Annotated in this window: 14 protein-coding genes; 11 read left to right on the top strand and 3 right to left on the bottom strand. The window is 36.6% G+C overall.

All coding sequences use genetic code 11. From position 1 onward, the window contains the following. Nucleotides 1-10: 10 nt before the first annotated feature. The 3 genes from J3495_RS00915 (at nt 11) to pruA (ending at nt 3,518) form a co-directional block, all read left to right on the top strand. The gene (locus tag J3495_RS00915) at nt 11-1,270 is read left to right on the top strand and encodes a type IX secretion system plug protein (RefSeq protein WP_210664800.1); all 1,260 of its coding nucleotides are present in this window, start codon (nt 11-13) and stop codon (nt 1,268-1,270) included. 81 nt (nt 1,271-1,351) lie between these two features. Continuing rightward, the gene (gene apaG, locus J3495_RS00910; RefSeq protein WP_210664681.1) at nt 1,352-1,738 is read left to right on the top strand and encodes a Co2+/Mg2+ efflux protein ApaG; all 387 of its coding nucleotides are present in this window, start codon (nt 1,352-1,354) and stop codon (nt 1,736-1,738) included. 154 nt (nt 1,739-1,892) lie between these two features. Beyond that, entirely contained in the window at nt 1,893-3,518 is a 1,626-nt protein-coding gene (gene pruA, locus J3495_RS00905) for an L-glutamate gamma-semialdehyde dehydrogenase (RefSeq protein ID WP_210664680.1), read from the top strand. Nucleotides 3,519-3,624: 106 nt separating this feature from the next. On the opposite strand, the gene rsmG is transcribed toward pruA, so the two are convergent. After that, complete coding sequence (gene rsmG, locus J3495_RS00900; RefSeq protein ID WP_210664679.1) at nt 3,625-4,254, bottom strand: 16S rRNA (guanine(527)-N(7))-methyltransferase RsmG; 630 nt, start codon at nt 4,252-4,254, stop codon at nt 3,625-3,627. 107 nt (nt 4,255-4,361) lie between these two features. Between rsmG and J3495_RS00895 the strand changes: the two genes are divergently transcribed. From J3495_RS00895 to J3495_RS00860, 8 genes are all read left to right on the top strand, one after another. Beyond that, nucleotides 4,362-5,456 (top strand): fatty acid desaturase family protein, encoded by a 1,095-nt coding sequence (locus tag J3495_RS00895; protein WP_210664678.1) that lies wholly within the window; start codon nt 4,362-4,364, stop codon nt 5,454-5,456. A gap of 92 nt (nt 5,457-5,548) precedes the next feature. After that, nucleotides 5,549-6,739, top strand: a complete 1,191-nt coding sequence (locus J3495_RS00890) for a pyridoxal phosphate-dependent aminotransferase (protein ID WP_210664677.1) — start codon at nt 5,549-5,551, stop codon at nt 6,737-6,739. A 310-nt stretch (nt 6,740-7,049) separates the two neighbouring features. Then, nucleotides 7,050-7,511, top strand: a complete 462-nt coding sequence (locus J3495_RS00885) for a ferritin-like domain-containing protein (RefSeq protein WP_210664676.1) — start codon at nt 7,050-7,052, stop codon at nt 7,509-7,511. Nucleotides 7,512-7,627: 116 nt separating this feature from the next. Next, complete coding sequence (locus J3495_RS00880; protein WP_210664675.1) at nt 7,628-7,891, top strand: hypothetical protein; 264 nt, start codon at nt 7,628-7,630, stop codon at nt 7,889-7,891. Between the two features lie 132 nt (nt 7,892-8,023). Beyond that, on the top strand, nt 8,024-9,898 hold the full coding sequence (locus J3495_RS00875) for a peptidase U32 family protein (RefSeq protein WP_210664674.1): 1,875 nt from the start codon (nt 8,024-8,026) through the stop codon (nt 9,896-9,898). Nucleotides 9,899-10,241: 343 nt separating this feature from the next. Further along, entirely contained in the window at nt 10,242-11,402 is a 1,161-nt protein-coding gene (gene purT, locus J3495_RS00870; protein ID WP_210664673.1) for a formate-dependent phosphoribosylglycinamide formyltransferase, read from the top strand. Nucleotides 11,403-11,405: 3 nt separating this feature from the next. Then, nucleotides 11,406-11,723 (top strand): DUF6370 family protein, encoded by a 318-nt coding sequence (locus tag J3495_RS00865; protein WP_210664672.1) that lies wholly within the window; start codon nt 11,406-11,408, stop codon nt 11,721-11,723. Continuing rightward, nucleotides 11,723-12,298, top strand: coding sequence for a Crp/Fnr family transcriptional regulator (locus J3495_RS00860; RefSeq protein ID WP_210664671.1), 576 nt, complete (start codon nt 11,723-11,725; stop codon nt 12,296-12,298). The genes J3495_RS00865 and J3495_RS00860 overlap by 1 nt, the downstream gene beginning before the upstream one ends. Nucleotides 12,299-12,471: 173 nt before the next feature. On the opposite strand, the gene aceA is transcribed toward J3495_RS00860, so the two are convergent. Together aceA and aceB are read right to left on the bottom strand one after the other, a co-directional pair. Continuing rightward, the gene (aceA, locus tag J3495_RS00855; RefSeq protein WP_210664670.1) at nt 12,472-13,752 is read right to left on the bottom strand and encodes an isocitrate lyase; all 1,281 of its coding nucleotides are present in this window, start codon (nt 13,750-13,752) and stop codon (nt 12,472-12,474) included. 34 nt (nt 13,753-13,786) lie between these two features. Then, a complete protein-coding gene (gene aceB, locus J3495_RS00850) occupies nt 13,787-15,388 on the bottom strand; it encodes a malate synthase A (protein ID WP_210664669.1) in 1,602 nt (533 codons plus the stop codon). Between the last annotated feature and the right edge of the window lie 128 nt (nt 15,389-15,516).

Below are 15,516 nucleotides of genomic sequence, written 5' to 3'. Positions count from 1 at the left end.
ACATAATATGATGGTAAAATTTTTGTATCAAAAAATACTGCTGCTTTTTATTTTTTCTTCGGCTACAGCTCAGGTAATACAGACCGAAGTTGCTCCTCCATACAATATCAAAACAGTGACATTTGTTCAAAATGGCAGTAATGTTGTGCCTATTTTTGAGTTAGGTTCTGAATTTGAATTGCAATTTGATGATTTATTTGGCAATGAGGCTAATTATTATTTTGAAATCATTCATTGCGACTATAACTGGAAACCAACCGATATTCTGAAGAATGATTACATCGCAGGAATGGATAATCAAAGGATTATGAATTATTTGAATTCATTCAATACGCTTCAAAATTATTCACATTACAAACTATCTTTTCCTAATCAATTTACGACTCAATTGCGTATTTCAGGTAACTATATGCTGAAGATCTTAAACGAAGACAGAGAAGTTGTTTTTTCGAGAAAATTATTATTGTACGAAAATCGCGCAACAGTTAGCGCTCAGGTCAAACGAAGCCGAAACCTTAGTAATATTGATCATAAACATAATCTTGATTTTACCGTAAATTCTAACGATATTGTCTTTCAAAATCCTATAAAAAGTATAAAAATATTTTTGATGCAAAATGGAGACTTCAATACTTCTATAAAAAATATCGTTCCACAATATACTTTAGGCAATCAATTGGTTTATAAATATGATGCCGAAACACAATTCTGGGCCGGAAATGAATATTTATACTTTGAGAACAAAGACATTCGTACAGTTAGCAATAACATTGGAAAAGTGGGTTTGAATAGTGACATTTACAGCTCTTTTTTATTCACAAGTCCAGCCAGAGCAAACCTTATTTATACCTTAAACCAAGATATAAATGGAAATTTTTTGGTTAAAAACATCAACGGCTCTGATAACGCCATCGAAGCTGATTATGCGTGGGTTTACTTTAGTCTCTCGGCACCCGCTTTTAGACTTAACAAAGACATTTATATCACCGGAATGTTTAATAATTACAATTTGACGCCCGAGTACAAGATGGATTATAATTCGGATAAAGGCACTTACGAAAAAGCCGTTATGATCAAACAAGGTTTTACTAATTTTCAGTTTACGGTAGCGGATAAAAATGGACAAGTTGATTACGAAAATGCCATTGACGGAAACTTTTACCAAACCGAAAATGAGTACACTATTTTGGTGTATTACAGAGAAAGTAATGACCGATATGAGCGCATTATTGGAAAAGGAAATGCTAACTCGATCAATATCATCAATTAAAACATTGTTAAAAGGATTTCGATCGAATCATTTTTTTTTGTAAATTTGCAGTTATAACGCACACATATATACTACATTAGTATGGTTTCTCAAATTACAAGAGGCATAAAGATATCGGTTCTAACTAGTTTTGAAGGTACTTACTTCAAGAACTATAAGATTCATTTTGCCTTTAGTTATGTGGTTACCATAGAAAACCACAGCAAAGATTCGGTACAACTAACTTCTCGCCACTGGGAAATTTTCGATTCCTTAAACGACCTAGAAGTCGTTGATGGAGAAGGCGTTATCGGCAAAAAACCCGTTCTTAAACCCGGAGAAAATCATACTTATAGTTCAGGTTGCCTCTTATCGTCTCCTTATGGCGCAATGAAAGGTCATTTTAATATGATTAATTTTACGACCACCAAAATCTTTAAGGTAATTGTTCCTACCTTTAGAATGTGTGCTCCTTTTGCCATAAACTAAGGCTTTATTCAAAAACTATCTTTTTTATCGTTATCTTAATCATAAAATTGTCAAATTATTAATTTGTACTTTGTACTTTTGTGCTGCATTAGATTTTTCGTAACAAAACGAATCCTCTTGCTCATAAATTGTCTAATTATCTAATTTTAATAACATGCTAAAAGGATTCTTTCATGTACCAAAAGCGGTAAACGAGCCTGTAAAAAGTTACGCACCGAATTCACCAGAAAAAGCCGCTGTTCAGGCAGCCTATACTTCCATGTGGAACTCTACAATAGATGTTCCTTTGTACATTGGTAGTGAAGAAATTAAAACTGGAAACACTAAAACAATTTCAGCTCCGCACGATCACAAACACATTGTGGGAACCTACCACTTAGCTGAAAAACAACATATTGAAAAAGCAATTGCAAACGCACTTGAGTCAAGAAAAGCATGGGCAAATATGGCATGGGAACAACGTGCTGCTATTTTCTTAAAAGCGGCCGAACTTATTGCTGGCCCTTACAGAGCCCGCATTAATGCAGCGACTATGATTGGTCAGTCTAAAAATATTCATCAGGCAGAAATTGATGCTTCTTGCGAATTGATCGACTTTTTACGTTATAACGTAGAATTTATGACTCAAATTTACGGAGACCAGCCGAAATCTGACTCTACAACTTGGAATCGCCTAGAATACAGACCTCTGGAAGGTTTTGTTTACGCTATTACGCCTTTCAACTTTACCGCTATTGCAGCAAATCTTCCAGCAAGCGCAGCAATGATGGGGAACGTGGTCGTTTGGAAGCCAAGTGACAGTCAAGTTTTTTCTGCAAAAATTATTATTGAAGTTTTTAAAGAAGCAGGTGTTCCTGATGGCGTTATTAACGTTGTTTTTGGAGACGCTCTAATGATTACAGATACTGTTTTGGCAAGTCGCGATTTTGCGGGAGTTCACTTTACAGGATCAACTCACGTATTCAAAGACATTTGGGCAAAAATTGGAGCCAATATTCATCATTATAAAACATATCCAAGAATCGTTGGTGAGACTGGTGGTAAAGATTTTATCATTGCACATCCAAGCGCAAATGTAAAACAAGTGACAACAGGAATTACTCGTGGTGCATTTGAGTTTCAAGGTCAAAAATGTTCTGCAGCCTCAAGAGCTTACATTCCGCAAAGTTTATGGCCAGCTGTAAAAGAACAATTGATTACAGATGTAAAATCAATGAAAATGGGCTCTCCGGAAGATTTCGGAAACTTCATTACAGCGGTTATTCACGAAGGTTCTTTTGATAAATTGGCCGGTTTTATTGATCAGGCTAAAAAAGATGCTGATGCCGAAATCATCATCGGAGGGAATTATGATAAATCTGTTGGATACTTTATTGAGCCAACCGTTATTGTAACGACAAACCCAAAATACGCGACAATGGAAACCGAATTATTCGGACCCGTAATTACTATTTATGTTTACGAAGATGCCAAATGGGAAGAGACTTTAGAATTGGTAGATACTACTTCTGAGTATGCTTTAACGGGAGCTGTTTTCAGTCAGGATCGCTATGCAATTGAGGTAGCTACAACAAAATTGCAAAATGCTGCAGGTAACTTCTACATCAATGATAAACCAACGGGAGCTGTTGTGGGAATGCAGCCTTTTGGTGGTGCAAGAGCTTCAGGAACTAATGATAAAGCTGGGTCGGCATTAAACTTATTACGTTGGGCTTCGCCTAGAACAATAAAAGAAACTTTTGTAACTCCAGAAGATTACAGATATCCGTTTTTAGGTTAGTCTTAATGTCAAAAGTCTTAAATGACTTTGTCAATGTACAAAAGCCGAATCTTAATTAAAGATTCGGCTTTTTACTTTATGACATTCGACCTTAAGACTATCTTTTCTAAGCCTGAAACTTCAATGGCAAATGCACTACTTTTTTAGTTTCAAAAAATTCATCTTCAAAAATTGTTGACAAATCATATAAAGTAGCTTTAGGAAAAGAGGCCAACTCTTCGGTTAAATCTCCTCCTTTTAGGTATAAAATTCCGTTTTTTAGGGTATGCTTGTGTTGCTTTTTGATTTTATCATGAATCCAAGAAACAAAATCAGGCATATTGGTCACAGCCCGACTAACGATAAAATCAAAATCTCCTTTTACCAATTCGGCACGTTTTTGTTCTGCTTTTACGTTTTTCAATTCTAAGGCATCTACTACGCCCTGAACCACTTTTATTTTTTTTGCAATTACATCAATTAAGTAAAAACGCGTTTCGGGAAACAAAATCGCCAGCGGAATTCCCGGAAAACCACCGCCAGTTCCTACGTCAAGAACAGTAGCTCCGGGCTCAAACTTCATTATTTTTGCAATTCCAAGTGAATGCAAAATGTGTTTGGTATATAAGGCATCAATATCTTTACGTGAAATAACATTTATCTTTTCATTCCAATCATGGTATAAAAAATCTAATTTTTGAAATTGTTCGATTTGAATGTCGGTCAAATCAGGAAAATATTTCAGAATCTCGTCCATTGCTCTATTTTTTTAACAAAAGTACTACTTTACTATTAAAATATTTAACTCAATTTTGTAAATTGAAAATTTATAATAATTACCTTTGAAAACTATTTAATTTTTTTATGAATAATACGGCACCAACATTTGCAAAGCAAGACAATCTGAAGTTTTTCAGAACACTTAACTCTCGAGTAAACAATTACTTTAAGGAAAATAACATCCAGAAAACCGGAAACTGGAAACTTCACCTTAAAGCAGTGATTTTGTTTGCTATTTTCTTAACACCTTATTTTTTAATCCTTACACTTGATATGCCTTTTTGGGGCCAACTATTATTGAATATTTTAATGGGAATTGGAATGGCAGGAATAGGCATGAACGTAATGCATGACGGTAATCACGGCTCTTATTCTTCTAAATCATGGATTAACAAAATCATGGGAGGAAGCATCTATATTTTGGCCGGTAATGTACACAACTGGCAAGTACAACATAATGTTCTGCATCACACCTACACCAACATACACGGTCATGATGAAGACTTGGACGCAGGAAGAATCATTCGTTTTACACAAAATGCCGAATGGCATCGTTTTCATAAATTTCAACATTATTATTCTTTCTTTTTATACGGATTATTGACTTTTAACTGGTCTTTGACTACCGATTTTAAACAAATGAAAAATTATTTAAAAAGAAAATTATCATACGGAACGCCACAAAGTCCTGCCAAATTATGGACAGTTTTGGTGATCACCAAGATTATCTACGCAGTAATCTGGATGGTATTGCCAATGGCTTTAGGAGTGTCTTGGTGGAAAGTTGTAATCGGATTTTTTGTAATGCATTACACAGCCGGACTAATTTTAAGTATTGTTTTTCAATTGGCACACGTTGTGGAGGAAACCTCTAATCCGGTTCCGAACGAAAATGGAGAAATCGAAAACACCTGGGCCATTCACCAATTGTACACGACAGCTAATTTTGCACCAAAAAACAAAATTGTAAACTGGTTTACTGGTGGATTAAATCATCAAATTGAGCATCATATTTTTCCAAATATTAGTCATGTTCACTACGGGAAAATTGCAGAAATTGTAAAAGAAACGGCACAAGAATGCAACTTGCCTTATTATGAGTTCAAGACCATGAGAAGCGCAATTGTAGCACATTACAAGCATTTGAAAGATCTTGGAATGAAACCTGAACTAGCGTAATTTATCATTACAAAATAGTGTATTGTAGCAATGTATAATCATGCTTTGCTACAATACATTCAACACAATATTAAACCGCAATTAACTACAAAATGAATCACATTCTTTCGGACAGAATTAACAACTTAGCGACTTCACAAACATTAGCAATGGCTGCTTTAGCGCGCGAATTAAAAGCACAAGGAAAAGATATTATCAGCTTAAGTTTAGGCGAGCCCGACTTTAATACGCCTGATTTTATAAAAGAAGCTGCAAAAAAAGCTATTGACGAAAACTACAGTACTTATTCTCCAGTTGATGGATATCAGGACCTAAAAGAAGCTATCTGTAGAAAATTTAAAAGAGACAACGGATTAGAATACAAACCAACCCAAATCGTAGTTTCTACAGGAGCAAAACAATCGTTATACAACATTGCGCAAGTAATGCTAAACGATGGCGACGAAGTTATTTTGCCAGCACCATACTGGGTTTCTTATTTCGAAATTGTAAAACTTTCTGGAGGAATTCCTGTAGAAGTTCCAACGTCTGTAGAAACAGATTTCAAAATTACACCAGAACAACTAGAAGCTGCCATTACACCAAAAACCAAAATGATGTGGTTTAGCTCTCCTTGCAACCCTTCTGGGTCTGTTTACAGCAGAGAAGAGCTTACTGCACTTGCAAAAGTTTTAGAAAAATACCCAAACATATATGTAGTTGCCGACGAAATCTACGAACACATCAATTTCTCAGGAACTTTCTGCAGCATCGGTTCTATCCCGGGAATGCTGGAAAAAACCATTACTGTAAACGGTGTAGCAAAAGCTTTTGCCATGACAGGATGGAGAATTGGTTACATTGGAGCTCCGGAATTTATTGCAAAAGCATGTACAAAAATTCAGGGACAAGTAACCTCGGGAGCCAATTCTATCGCACAACGCGCTACCATTACTGCTGTCGATGCAGACCCAAGCGTATTAAACGAAATGGTTCAGGCGTTTCACAGCCGTAGAGATTTAGTCGTGGGATTATTAAAAGAAATTCCTGGTGTAAAAATCAACGTTCCAGAAGGCGCTTTTTACGTTTTTCCAGACGTTTCTTCTTTCTTCGGAAAAACACTAAGAGGAACCGAAATTAAAGATGCCAACGATTTATCAATGTATCTTTTAGCAGAAGCCAACGTTGCAACTGTAACAGGCGACGCTTTCGGAAATCCAAATTGCATTCGTTTCTCTTACGCAACAAGCAACGACATCTTAAAAGAAGCATTACGCAGAATCAAAGAAGCTTTGGTTGCATAACAACTTACATAACTTTTCTACAAACGGCTTAAGATATAGAGTTTCATTACTTTATACTTTAAGCCGTTTTTTTATGGGGTTGCCTCCGGCCGGGCTGTCCGCTATATCTTTTCCTAGCTAAAAAGCCAGAAAAAGGATACCGCTCCCATCCCTAACCCGAACCAACTTATAAGACATATATCGCTCAAAAAGAAATATTGAGTTTCAAAATTTCCATTCTATAATCTTATAAATCAACATTGTAATTCTATAATAAACCAGCCTCCATAAAATCTCATCTTTGTAACAACATTAATTTAAAATTAGTATTATGATACATACAGAGGAAACCACAAAAGAAACAGTAAGCACATTAAACGGATTAATTGCAATACTGGAAGATGGAAAATTAGGTTATACAAATGCTGCCGAACAAGTAAGTAGCCCAGCTATAAAAACCGACTTTTTAGAGTATGCTCGTGAGCGCGCACTTTTTATTGTAGAATTGCAAGATGAAATTAATAAATTAGGAAAATCAACAGACGCTGCAGGTGGCGGACCACTAGGAGCTCTACACCGTGCCTGGATCGATATCAAATCTTCTTTTACAAGTGGTGACACCGAGGCCATTATCAATGCTTGTATTACAGGCGAAGAAGCAGCTATCGAAAAATACAAAATGGTTTTAGAAGAAAAAAATCTTCCGGCTGGGCAAATTGCAATTGTTTCAAAACAATTAAACAGCATTCAAAATACTTTGATCAAAATTAAAGCAAAAAAATTGCTATCCTAAATCAGTTTTCTGAAACGGTAAAAAACTACTTGATAAACAAATGGATATCAAGTAGTTTTTTTTGGCTTACCACTTATTTTCAATGATAGAAACACAATTCACAAAAATAAAAAATCATGGATAAAAAATACAGCACCACAAACAATGACGAAAAAAGTCAGAAAGAACGTTTGGGCGACAATGACAATGCGACACAAAAAGACACTTCAACAACTGCTGATAAAAAAGAATTCCCTATTACAACCGATTTGATCGAGGATCTGGATAAAGGAAAAATTGATCCTTTGACTGAAGGCAATACCAATTTAGGTTATGAAGAAAAATCGCCAAGAAAAAAAGAATTAGAACAAAAAGAACATCTGGATAGAGACGATAAATAATGTACTTCTATGTTGTGCTTCTATTTATAAAACTATTTCAAAAAAAGTCACTTCAGCATTAGCAAACTCAAATAAATTATAAGAACTTTGCACACTTTTTTCGTGCATTCGCGAAAAGCTAAAGTTTTAAAAATGAAGAAGAAAATTGAGATATTAGCTCCAGCTAAAGATTTGATTCAGGGAATGGCTGCCATAAATAGTGGTGCAGATGCACTCTATATTGGCGCTCCGCAGTTTGGCGCACGGTCTAATGCCACCAATTCTATCGAAGATATTGCCTCTTTGGTACAATATGCACACTTATTTAATGCTCAGGTTTTTGTGGTAATGAATACGATTTTGTACGACAACGAACTCGAAACCTGTCGCCAAATGATTTATCAGTTGTATGATATTGGCGTAGATGCCTTGATTATTCAGGACATGGCAATCATGGAAATGGACTTGCCTCCTATCGTACTTCATGCCAGTACCCAGGCCAACAATCGTGATGCCGACAAAATTAAATTCCTGAAAGATGCCGGAATCAAACGTGTGGTTTTGGCCCGCGAACTCAACTTACACCAAATAAAACAAATAAGCGATCACGCAGATGTTGAACTAGAATTTTTTGTAACAGGTGCTTTATGTGTTTCCTTTAGCGGAAATTGCTACATGAGTGTTGCCAACGGAGAACGCAGCGCCAATCGCGGTTCTTGTGCTCAAAACTGCCGTTTACCTTACAACTTAATCGACGGAAACGGAGAAACATTAATCAAAAACAGTCACTTACTTTCTATAAAAGATTTAGATATTTCAGACCAAATTCCGAATCTAATCGAAGCCGGAATTTGCTCTTTTAAAATTGAAGGCCGACTAAAAGATATAGTGTACGTAAAAAATAATGTCTCGTATCTGCGTCAAAAATTAGATAGCTTTCTAGAAGGAGAAGGAAGCGAAAAATACACAAAAGCTTCTTCTGGAAAATGTACTTTTACCTTCGATTCTTCTTTAAACAGAACTTTTAATCGTGGTTACACCGATTATTTTGTAAACGATAGGCACAACTCTATCGGCTCTTGGGAAAGCCCAAAATCAAAAGGCCAATATATTGGAAAATTAATCCAAACTACCGGAAATGCTTACGAAATAGAAAACGGCGAGTTATTAAACAACGGTGACGGACTTTGTTTTATCAATGAAAATAATGAAGCAGACGGAATTTACGTCAACAAAGCCGAAAACGGTAAAATATATCCAAACGTTTTAAAAGAAATAAAACCTGGAACTTTTATTTACCGAAATAATGACGCTGCTTTCATCAAAATTGTAGAAAGAGAAGACAGTGCAGTTCGAAAAATTAGCACAACTTTAGTGCTAACCGAAAACGAAACTGGCTTCGAACTTACTGCAACCGATGAAGACGGAAATGTAAGCATCGTGACTTTAGAACATTCAAAAGAACAAACTAAAACCGGCGAATCAATCGAAGAAAACATCAAAATACAATTGGCAAAAACAGGTTTTACGCCTTATACTGCAGATGAAATCAATGTGATGTTTTCTCAAAACTGGTTCCTTCCTATTTCAAAAATCAACGAAATGAGAAGAACAGTTTACGATCAACTGACCCAAATTCGTTTAGCCAACTACAAACGCGAAGAACACCAATTGGTCAAAACATCGCATCCTTACCCAGAAACCAAATTAGATTTTATGTACAACGTTTCCAACAAAACGGCACGTAAATTCTATGAGCGTCACGGTGTAACCGAAATCGAAAAAGCTTTTGAACTGCAATGGGATCCGGGAAAATCGCGTGTAATGACAACGAAATATTGCATTAAATACGAATTAAAAAAATGCCCTATACACCAAAAAGACATAGTTGGTGTCAAAGTAAAAGAACCGTTAGTACTGAAACAAGGCGAATTAGAATACAAATTAAAATTCAACTGCAAACCTTGCGAAATGGAAATCTGGGAAAAAGATGCAGAATTTGAAATCGAAGAAGATCATCTTCATTAAAATACAAAACCGATGCTTTTTATAAAGTGTCGGTTTTTTTATTTTGGGCGTGACCACAAGGGTCGGGCTATCCGCTACAAGTCCTCGCTCTTCCTTCGTCAGGCTGTGGGCTTTCCGCTTCTATCCCTCACGCAAACGGCTTAACAAGAACTTTTATTCATAATTACATTTTACATTTACACAATATTGTCATTTCGACGAAGGAGAAATCTCCGCGAGAATAAACTTCATTTTTTTTAAACTCACAACAACAACTTTGCATTCCTTGCGTAAATCTTTGCGAACTTTGCGGTTAAAAACATTTTTCGCTACTTTTACTACTCGAACATTACAAAACTCCACAATGAAAATACTACTTCTAGGTTCAGGGGAATTAGGCAAAGAATTTCTCATTGCCGCACAACGAATCGGACAGACCATAATTGCAGTTGATAGTTACGAAAATGCTCCCGCAATGCAGGTTGCGCACGGTTTTGAAGTCATTAACATGCTCGATGGCGAAGCTCTTGACCGAATTGTTGCCAAACATAAACCCGATTTTATCGTTCCCGAAATAGAAGCCATTCGCACCGAACGATTTTATGATTACGAAAAACAAGGTATAACCGTAGTCCCTTCAGCGAAAGCGGCCAACTTTACCATGAATCGTAAAGCCATTCGTGATTTAGCTTCAAAAGAACTCGGACTAAAAACAGCCAAATACCAATACGCAACTTCTGCCGAAGAATTGCAAAAAGCCGTGCAGGAAGTCGGAATGCCATGTGTGGTAAAACCTTTAATGTCTTCTTCGGGAAAAGGGCAATCAACCATTAAAACCGAAAGTGATATCGAGAAAGCGTGGCAATATGCTGTAGCAGGCTCTCGTGGCGATGTAATTGAAGTAATTGTTGAAGCTTTTGTAAATTTTCATTCAGAAATTACACTTTTGACCATTACACAAAACAATAATCCAACCTTATTTTGTGCTCCCATTGGCCACAGACAAGAGCGTGGCGATTATCAGGAAAGCTGGCAGCCCGCAAATGTTGCTGATGCCGATTTATACGAAGCGCAGGATATGGCCGAAAAAATTACCGAAGCTTTGGGAGGGGCAGGACTTTTTGGTGTAGAATTTTTCCTGACTAATGAAGGTGTTTATTTCTCTGAACTTTCTCCACGTCCTCATGATACCGGAATGGTAACTTTGGCAGGAACACAAAATTTTAACGAATTCGAATTGCATTTACGTGCTATTTTATGCCTTCCCATTTTTGAGATTACACTTGAAAAAGCTGGAGCAAGTGCCGTAATTTTAGCTTCTGAAGATTCTAACAATCCTACTTTTACCGGAATCGAAAAAGTAGCCGCTTTACCCAAAACTGACTTTAGAATTTTTGGAAAACCAACCTCAAGACCTTACCGCAGAATGGGCGTTGTATTAAGTCATGATACTTTAGGAACTCCAATCGAAAATGTGGTAGAGCGCGCCAAAACAGCTTCAAAATTAATAACCGTAAATTCATAAAAAATGAAAAAAACACTCTTTGTACTATTCCTTTTTATCGGAATTGCAACTCAGGCACAAGACAATAAAACAAAAGAAAAACCTCAAATCGTAGAAGCAGCTTGCGGCGAATGTCAATTTGGTATGAAAGGCAATGGTTGTGATTTAGCCGTTCGCATCAATGGAGAGTCTTATTTTGTTGATGGTACAAAAATCGATCAACATGGTGATGCACATACGAAAGATGGCTTTTGCAATGCTATTAGCAAAGCTTCTGTTACCGGAAAAATCCAGAACAATCGCTTCAAAGCAACTTCATTTACCTTGATAAAAGAAAAATAATGGCTTTAATTCTCGAAAATATTGCTAAACTAGTTTCGCTAACTCCAGAAGAACAAGCACTTTTTATATCAAAAACTGAAACACATTTTTACAAAGCAAAAACCATTTTACTTAGTGCAGGAGAAGTTTGCAAACATTCGTATTTTGTGAATTCTGGTATTTTGAGAAGCTTTACTATCAATGATAATATTGTAGAGCATGTTCTTGCCTTTTCTTGCCAAGGATGGTGGATGAGCGACATGTACAGCTATTTTTCGCAAAAACCTGGGCAACTTTTTATCGAAGTTTTAGAAGATGCCGAAGTGGTTTCTATTTCTAAAGAAAATCAGGAACAGCTGTATCTTGAGATTCCAAAATTAGAGCGTTTTTTTAGAATTTTAATCGAAAATTCTTTGGTTGCCAATCAGCAGCGCTTAATGGATAATTTGAGTTTACCTGCTGAAGAAAGATTTGAGAAATTTTGCTCCAAATACGGAACGCTGGTCCATAAAGTACCTCAAAAGCAAATTGCATCTTTCATTGGTGTTACACCCGAATTTTTTAGTAAAATGAAAGCGCGACTTTTGAAGAAATAAAGTTTTGTTTATTTGCCACGAATTTCACAAATTTCCACGAATTATATTGACTCACAGATTGAATTAAAATTCGTGTGAATTCTTGAAATTCGTGGCAACATTTTTTTAATCCTTTTAATCTGTGAAATCTGTGGCAAAAAAAAACACGGCTAAACAGCCGTGCTCTTTATGAATTAAAATTGCTCCACCTCTGTAGAATGCTTCATTGCCGTGGTTGTTGATTTTCCTATAGTTACCGTATTTTGTACAGCATCAAAGTATGATGTCCCTACAAAAGCTTGGTGTTTTACCGCTCTGAATCCGTGTTTCTGCAACGCAAATTCTCTTTCCTGCAATTCAGAATAACCCGCCATTCCGCGCTCTTTGTAAGCTTTAGACAATTCGAACATACTGGTATTTAAAGCATGGAATCCTGCCAAAGTGATGAATTGGAATTTGTATCCCATAGCCGCCAAATCTTCTCTAAAAGTTTCCATTTCTGCCACTGATAATTTTGCCGCCCAGTTAAAAGAAGGCGAACAATTGTAAGCCAACATTTTATCAGGAAACTCTTTTTTCATAGCATCAGCAAACTTTTTTGCATATACCAAATCAGGATTACTGGTTTCCATCCAAATCAAATCAGCATAAGGAGCGTAACTCAAACCTCTCGCAATTCCTTGATCTATTCCGCTGTTAACATAGAAGAAACCTTCGTTGGTTTTTTCTCCTGTAATAAATTTTGCATCTCTAGGGTCAGCGTCGCTGGTCAATAAGTTAGCCGCATCAGCATCTGTTCGCGCAACAATCAATGTCGAAACTCCCATAACATCTGCTGCCAAACGTGCCGCTATCAATTTATTAATCGCCTCTTGTGTTGGTACCAAAACTTTGCCTCCTAAATGCCCACATTTTTTTGCAGAACTCAATTGATCTTCAAAATGAACCCCGGAAGCTCCTGCTTCTATCATCGATTTCATTAATTCAAAAGCATTTAGATTACCTCCAAAACCAGCTTCGGCATCCGCTACAATCGGAACCAGATAATCTTTTTTATCTTCAACCTCGTTTACTACCTGAATCTGATCTGCTCGTAACAAGGCACTATTTATTTTCTTTACGACCATCGGCACACTATTTACTGGGTATAACGATTGATCTGGATACATCTCTCCCGCCAAATTAGCGTCGGCGGCTACTTGCCATCCGCTTAAATAAATCGCTTCCAAGCCTGCATCAACTTCCTGAATGGCCTGATTTCCAGTTAAAGCACCCAAACCAGCAACATAATCCTGACTTTTTAACTTTCTCCATAATTTTTGCGCTCCCATTTTGGCAATAGAATGCTCAATTTGATACGATCCCTGAAGTTTCACTACTTCTGTAGCCGTATAGGGACGTTCAACACCTTTCCATCTCGGGTTCGTAATCCAATCGTTAATCAATTCCTGAATTCTGTCTTCTGTTGTTTTCATAAATAATATAGTTAAGTTGGTTAGTAAAGCATTTTTATAAATATTTGTAACATGGAATCGTCAAAAAGTCAATAAAATCAGTATTTACGACTAATCTTTCTAAAACTTTTTCGGCCAAAGGAAACTGTCTTTTTTCGTAAATTTCCTCACCCAATTCGTCTTTAATTTTCTTAAATTCACCCAAGGCCAATTCGTGATAATAGGCCAGATCTAATTTTCGACCATTATCCAAAACCACATTATTTTGGAGCCATTGCCACAATTGCGATCTTGAGATTTCGGCAGTTGCTGCGTCTTCCATCAAATTGTGTAATGCTGCTGCGCCTTGCCCATTCAGCCAAGAAGCCAAATACAAAACGCCCACATTGATGTTTTTACGAACGCCATTTTCGGTTATAATTCCAATCGGTGGCTCGATCAAATCTGCTTCGGTAATTTTGCGGTGTTCTCTTTTGATGTGAATTTGATTCGGACTTGGCATTCCGGCATCAAAAATCTCTTTTGCCAACGGTACCAAATCCGGATGCGCAACCCACGTTCCGTCGTGGCCATTGCGAACTTCTCGTTCTTTATCGGTTTTTACTTTCGCGAAAGCGACAGCATTAGCCTCTTCATTATTTTTTATCGGAATTTGAGCCGCCATCCCGCCAATAGCGTGAATCCCACGTTTATGACACCTCTGAATTACTAGATTCGAATACGCATTCATAAACGGTGAAGTCATATTAACCTGATCGCGATCAGGAACGATAAACTTCGGATTTTTACGAAATTTTTTGATGTATGAAAAAATGTAATCCCAACGACCACAATTCAATCCTACGATATGTTCTTTTAATTCGTAGATAATTTCATCCAGCTGAAAACTCGCTGTGATAGTTTCTATTAAAACCGTTACTTTGATCGTTCCTCGCTCCAGTTTCAAATAATCTTCGGCAGAATCAATCACCGTATTCCACCAGCGTGCTTCTAGGTAATGTTCTAATTTTGGAATATAGAAATACGGCCCAGAATTGTTTTCGAGCAATTTTTTATGATTATGAAAAACATACAAACCAAAATCTACCAGCGAACCCGAAACTGGATTTCCATCAATTAGAAGATGCTTTTCTAAAAGATGCAAACCTCTTGGGCGAACAATTAAAGTTGCAATTTTGTCATTTAATTGGTACGATTTGTTTTTAACGTCATCAGTATAAGAAATCGTTTTGTTTACCGCATCTATCAGATTCAATTGTCCATCCATCAAATTTTGCCAGGTTGGCGAAGTACTGTCTTCAAAATCGGCCATAAAGGTTTTGGCTCCTGAATTTAATGCATTAATGATCATTTTACGATCAACCGGACCTGTAATTTCAACTCTTCTGTCTAATAAATCTTTCGGAATTTGACCCGCTACCCAATTACTTTCTCTGATGGTTTTGGTTTCTGAAGGAAAAGTTGGCATGACACCTTTATCAAATTCGACTTGTTTTTGATCGCGCTGTAAAAGCAACAATTTGCGTTGCGATTCGAATTTTCGATGCAAATCCATAATAAAGGCAATGGCTTCATCTGTCCAGATTGCTGGATAAGAAAGCTTCTTTTCGGCTAAAAATTCCATTGCCGTCTCGGTAATCTCTAATTGGTTTTTCATAGCGGTTGATTTATCTGTTTCAATATTTTTAATAGAAAATTGATGTTCAATACTTTCGACACCACAATATTAGAAAAAAGTTTTTTACAAAACAAGCGAACGTTCGCTAAATGTGTAAAATATTTTTT

Origin of the sequence: Flavobacterium geliluteum (assembly GCF_017948595.1) — a bacterium.
Classification (GTDB): domain Bacteria; phylum Bacteroidota; class Bacteroidia; order Flavobacteriales; family Flavobacteriaceae; genus Flavobacterium; species Flavobacterium flavipigmentatum.
Note: the sequence above shows the minus strand (reverse complement) of the source record. Positions and strands in the feature narration are given on the sequence as shown.

Bases quoted from the DNA above. Each gene is read 5' to 3' on its own strand.
- J3495_RS00915 (WP_210664800.1), top strand. From the start codon at position 11: ATGGTAAAATTTTTGTATCAAAAAATACTGCTGCTTTTTATTTTTTCT.
- apaG (WP_210664681.1), top strand. From the start codon at position 1,352: ATGGTTTCTCAAATTACAAGAGGCATAAAGATATCGGTTCTAACTAGT.
- pruA (WP_210664680.1), top strand. From the start codon at position 1,893: ATGCTAAAAGGATTCTTTCATGTACCAAAAGCGGTAAACGAGCCTGTA.
- rsmG (WP_210664679.1), bottom strand. From the start codon at position 4,254: ATGGACGAGATTCTGAAATATTTTCCTGATTTGACCGACATTCAAATC.
- J3495_RS00895 (WP_210664678.1), top strand. From the start codon at position 4,362: ATGAATAATACGGCACCAACATTTGCAAAGCAAGACAATCTGAAGTTT.
- J3495_RS00890 (WP_210664677.1), top strand. From the start codon at position 5,549: ATGAATCACATTCTTTCGGACAGAATTAACAACTTAGCGACTTCACAA.
- J3495_RS00885 (WP_210664676.1), top strand. From the start codon at position 7,050: ATGATACATACAGAGGAAACCACAAAAGAAACAGTAAGCACATTAAAC.
- J3495_RS00880 (WP_210664675.1), top strand. From the start codon at position 7,628: ATGGATAAAAAATACAGCACCACAAACAATGACGAAAAAAGTCAGAAA.
- J3495_RS00875 (WP_210664674.1), top strand. From the start codon at position 8,024: ATGAAGAAGAAAATTGAGATATTAGCTCCAGCTAAAGATTTGATTCAG.
- purT (WP_210664673.1), top strand. From the start codon at position 10,242: ATGAAAATACTACTTCTAGGTTCAGGGGAATTAGGCAAAGAATTTCTC.
- J3495_RS00865 (WP_210664672.1), top strand. From the start codon at position 11,406: ATGAAAAAAACACTCTTTGTACTATTCCTTTTTATCGGAATTGCAACT.
- J3495_RS00860 (WP_210664671.1), top strand. From the start codon at position 11,723: ATGGCTTTAATTCTCGAAAATATTGCTAAACTAGTTTCGCTAACTCCA.
- aceA (WP_210664670.1), bottom strand. From the start codon at position 13,752: ATGAAAACAACAGAAGACAGAATTCAGGAATTGATTAACGATTGGATT.
- aceB (WP_210664669.1), bottom strand. From the start codon at position 15,388: ATGAAAAACCAATTAGAGATTACCGAGACGGCAATGGAATTTTTAGCC.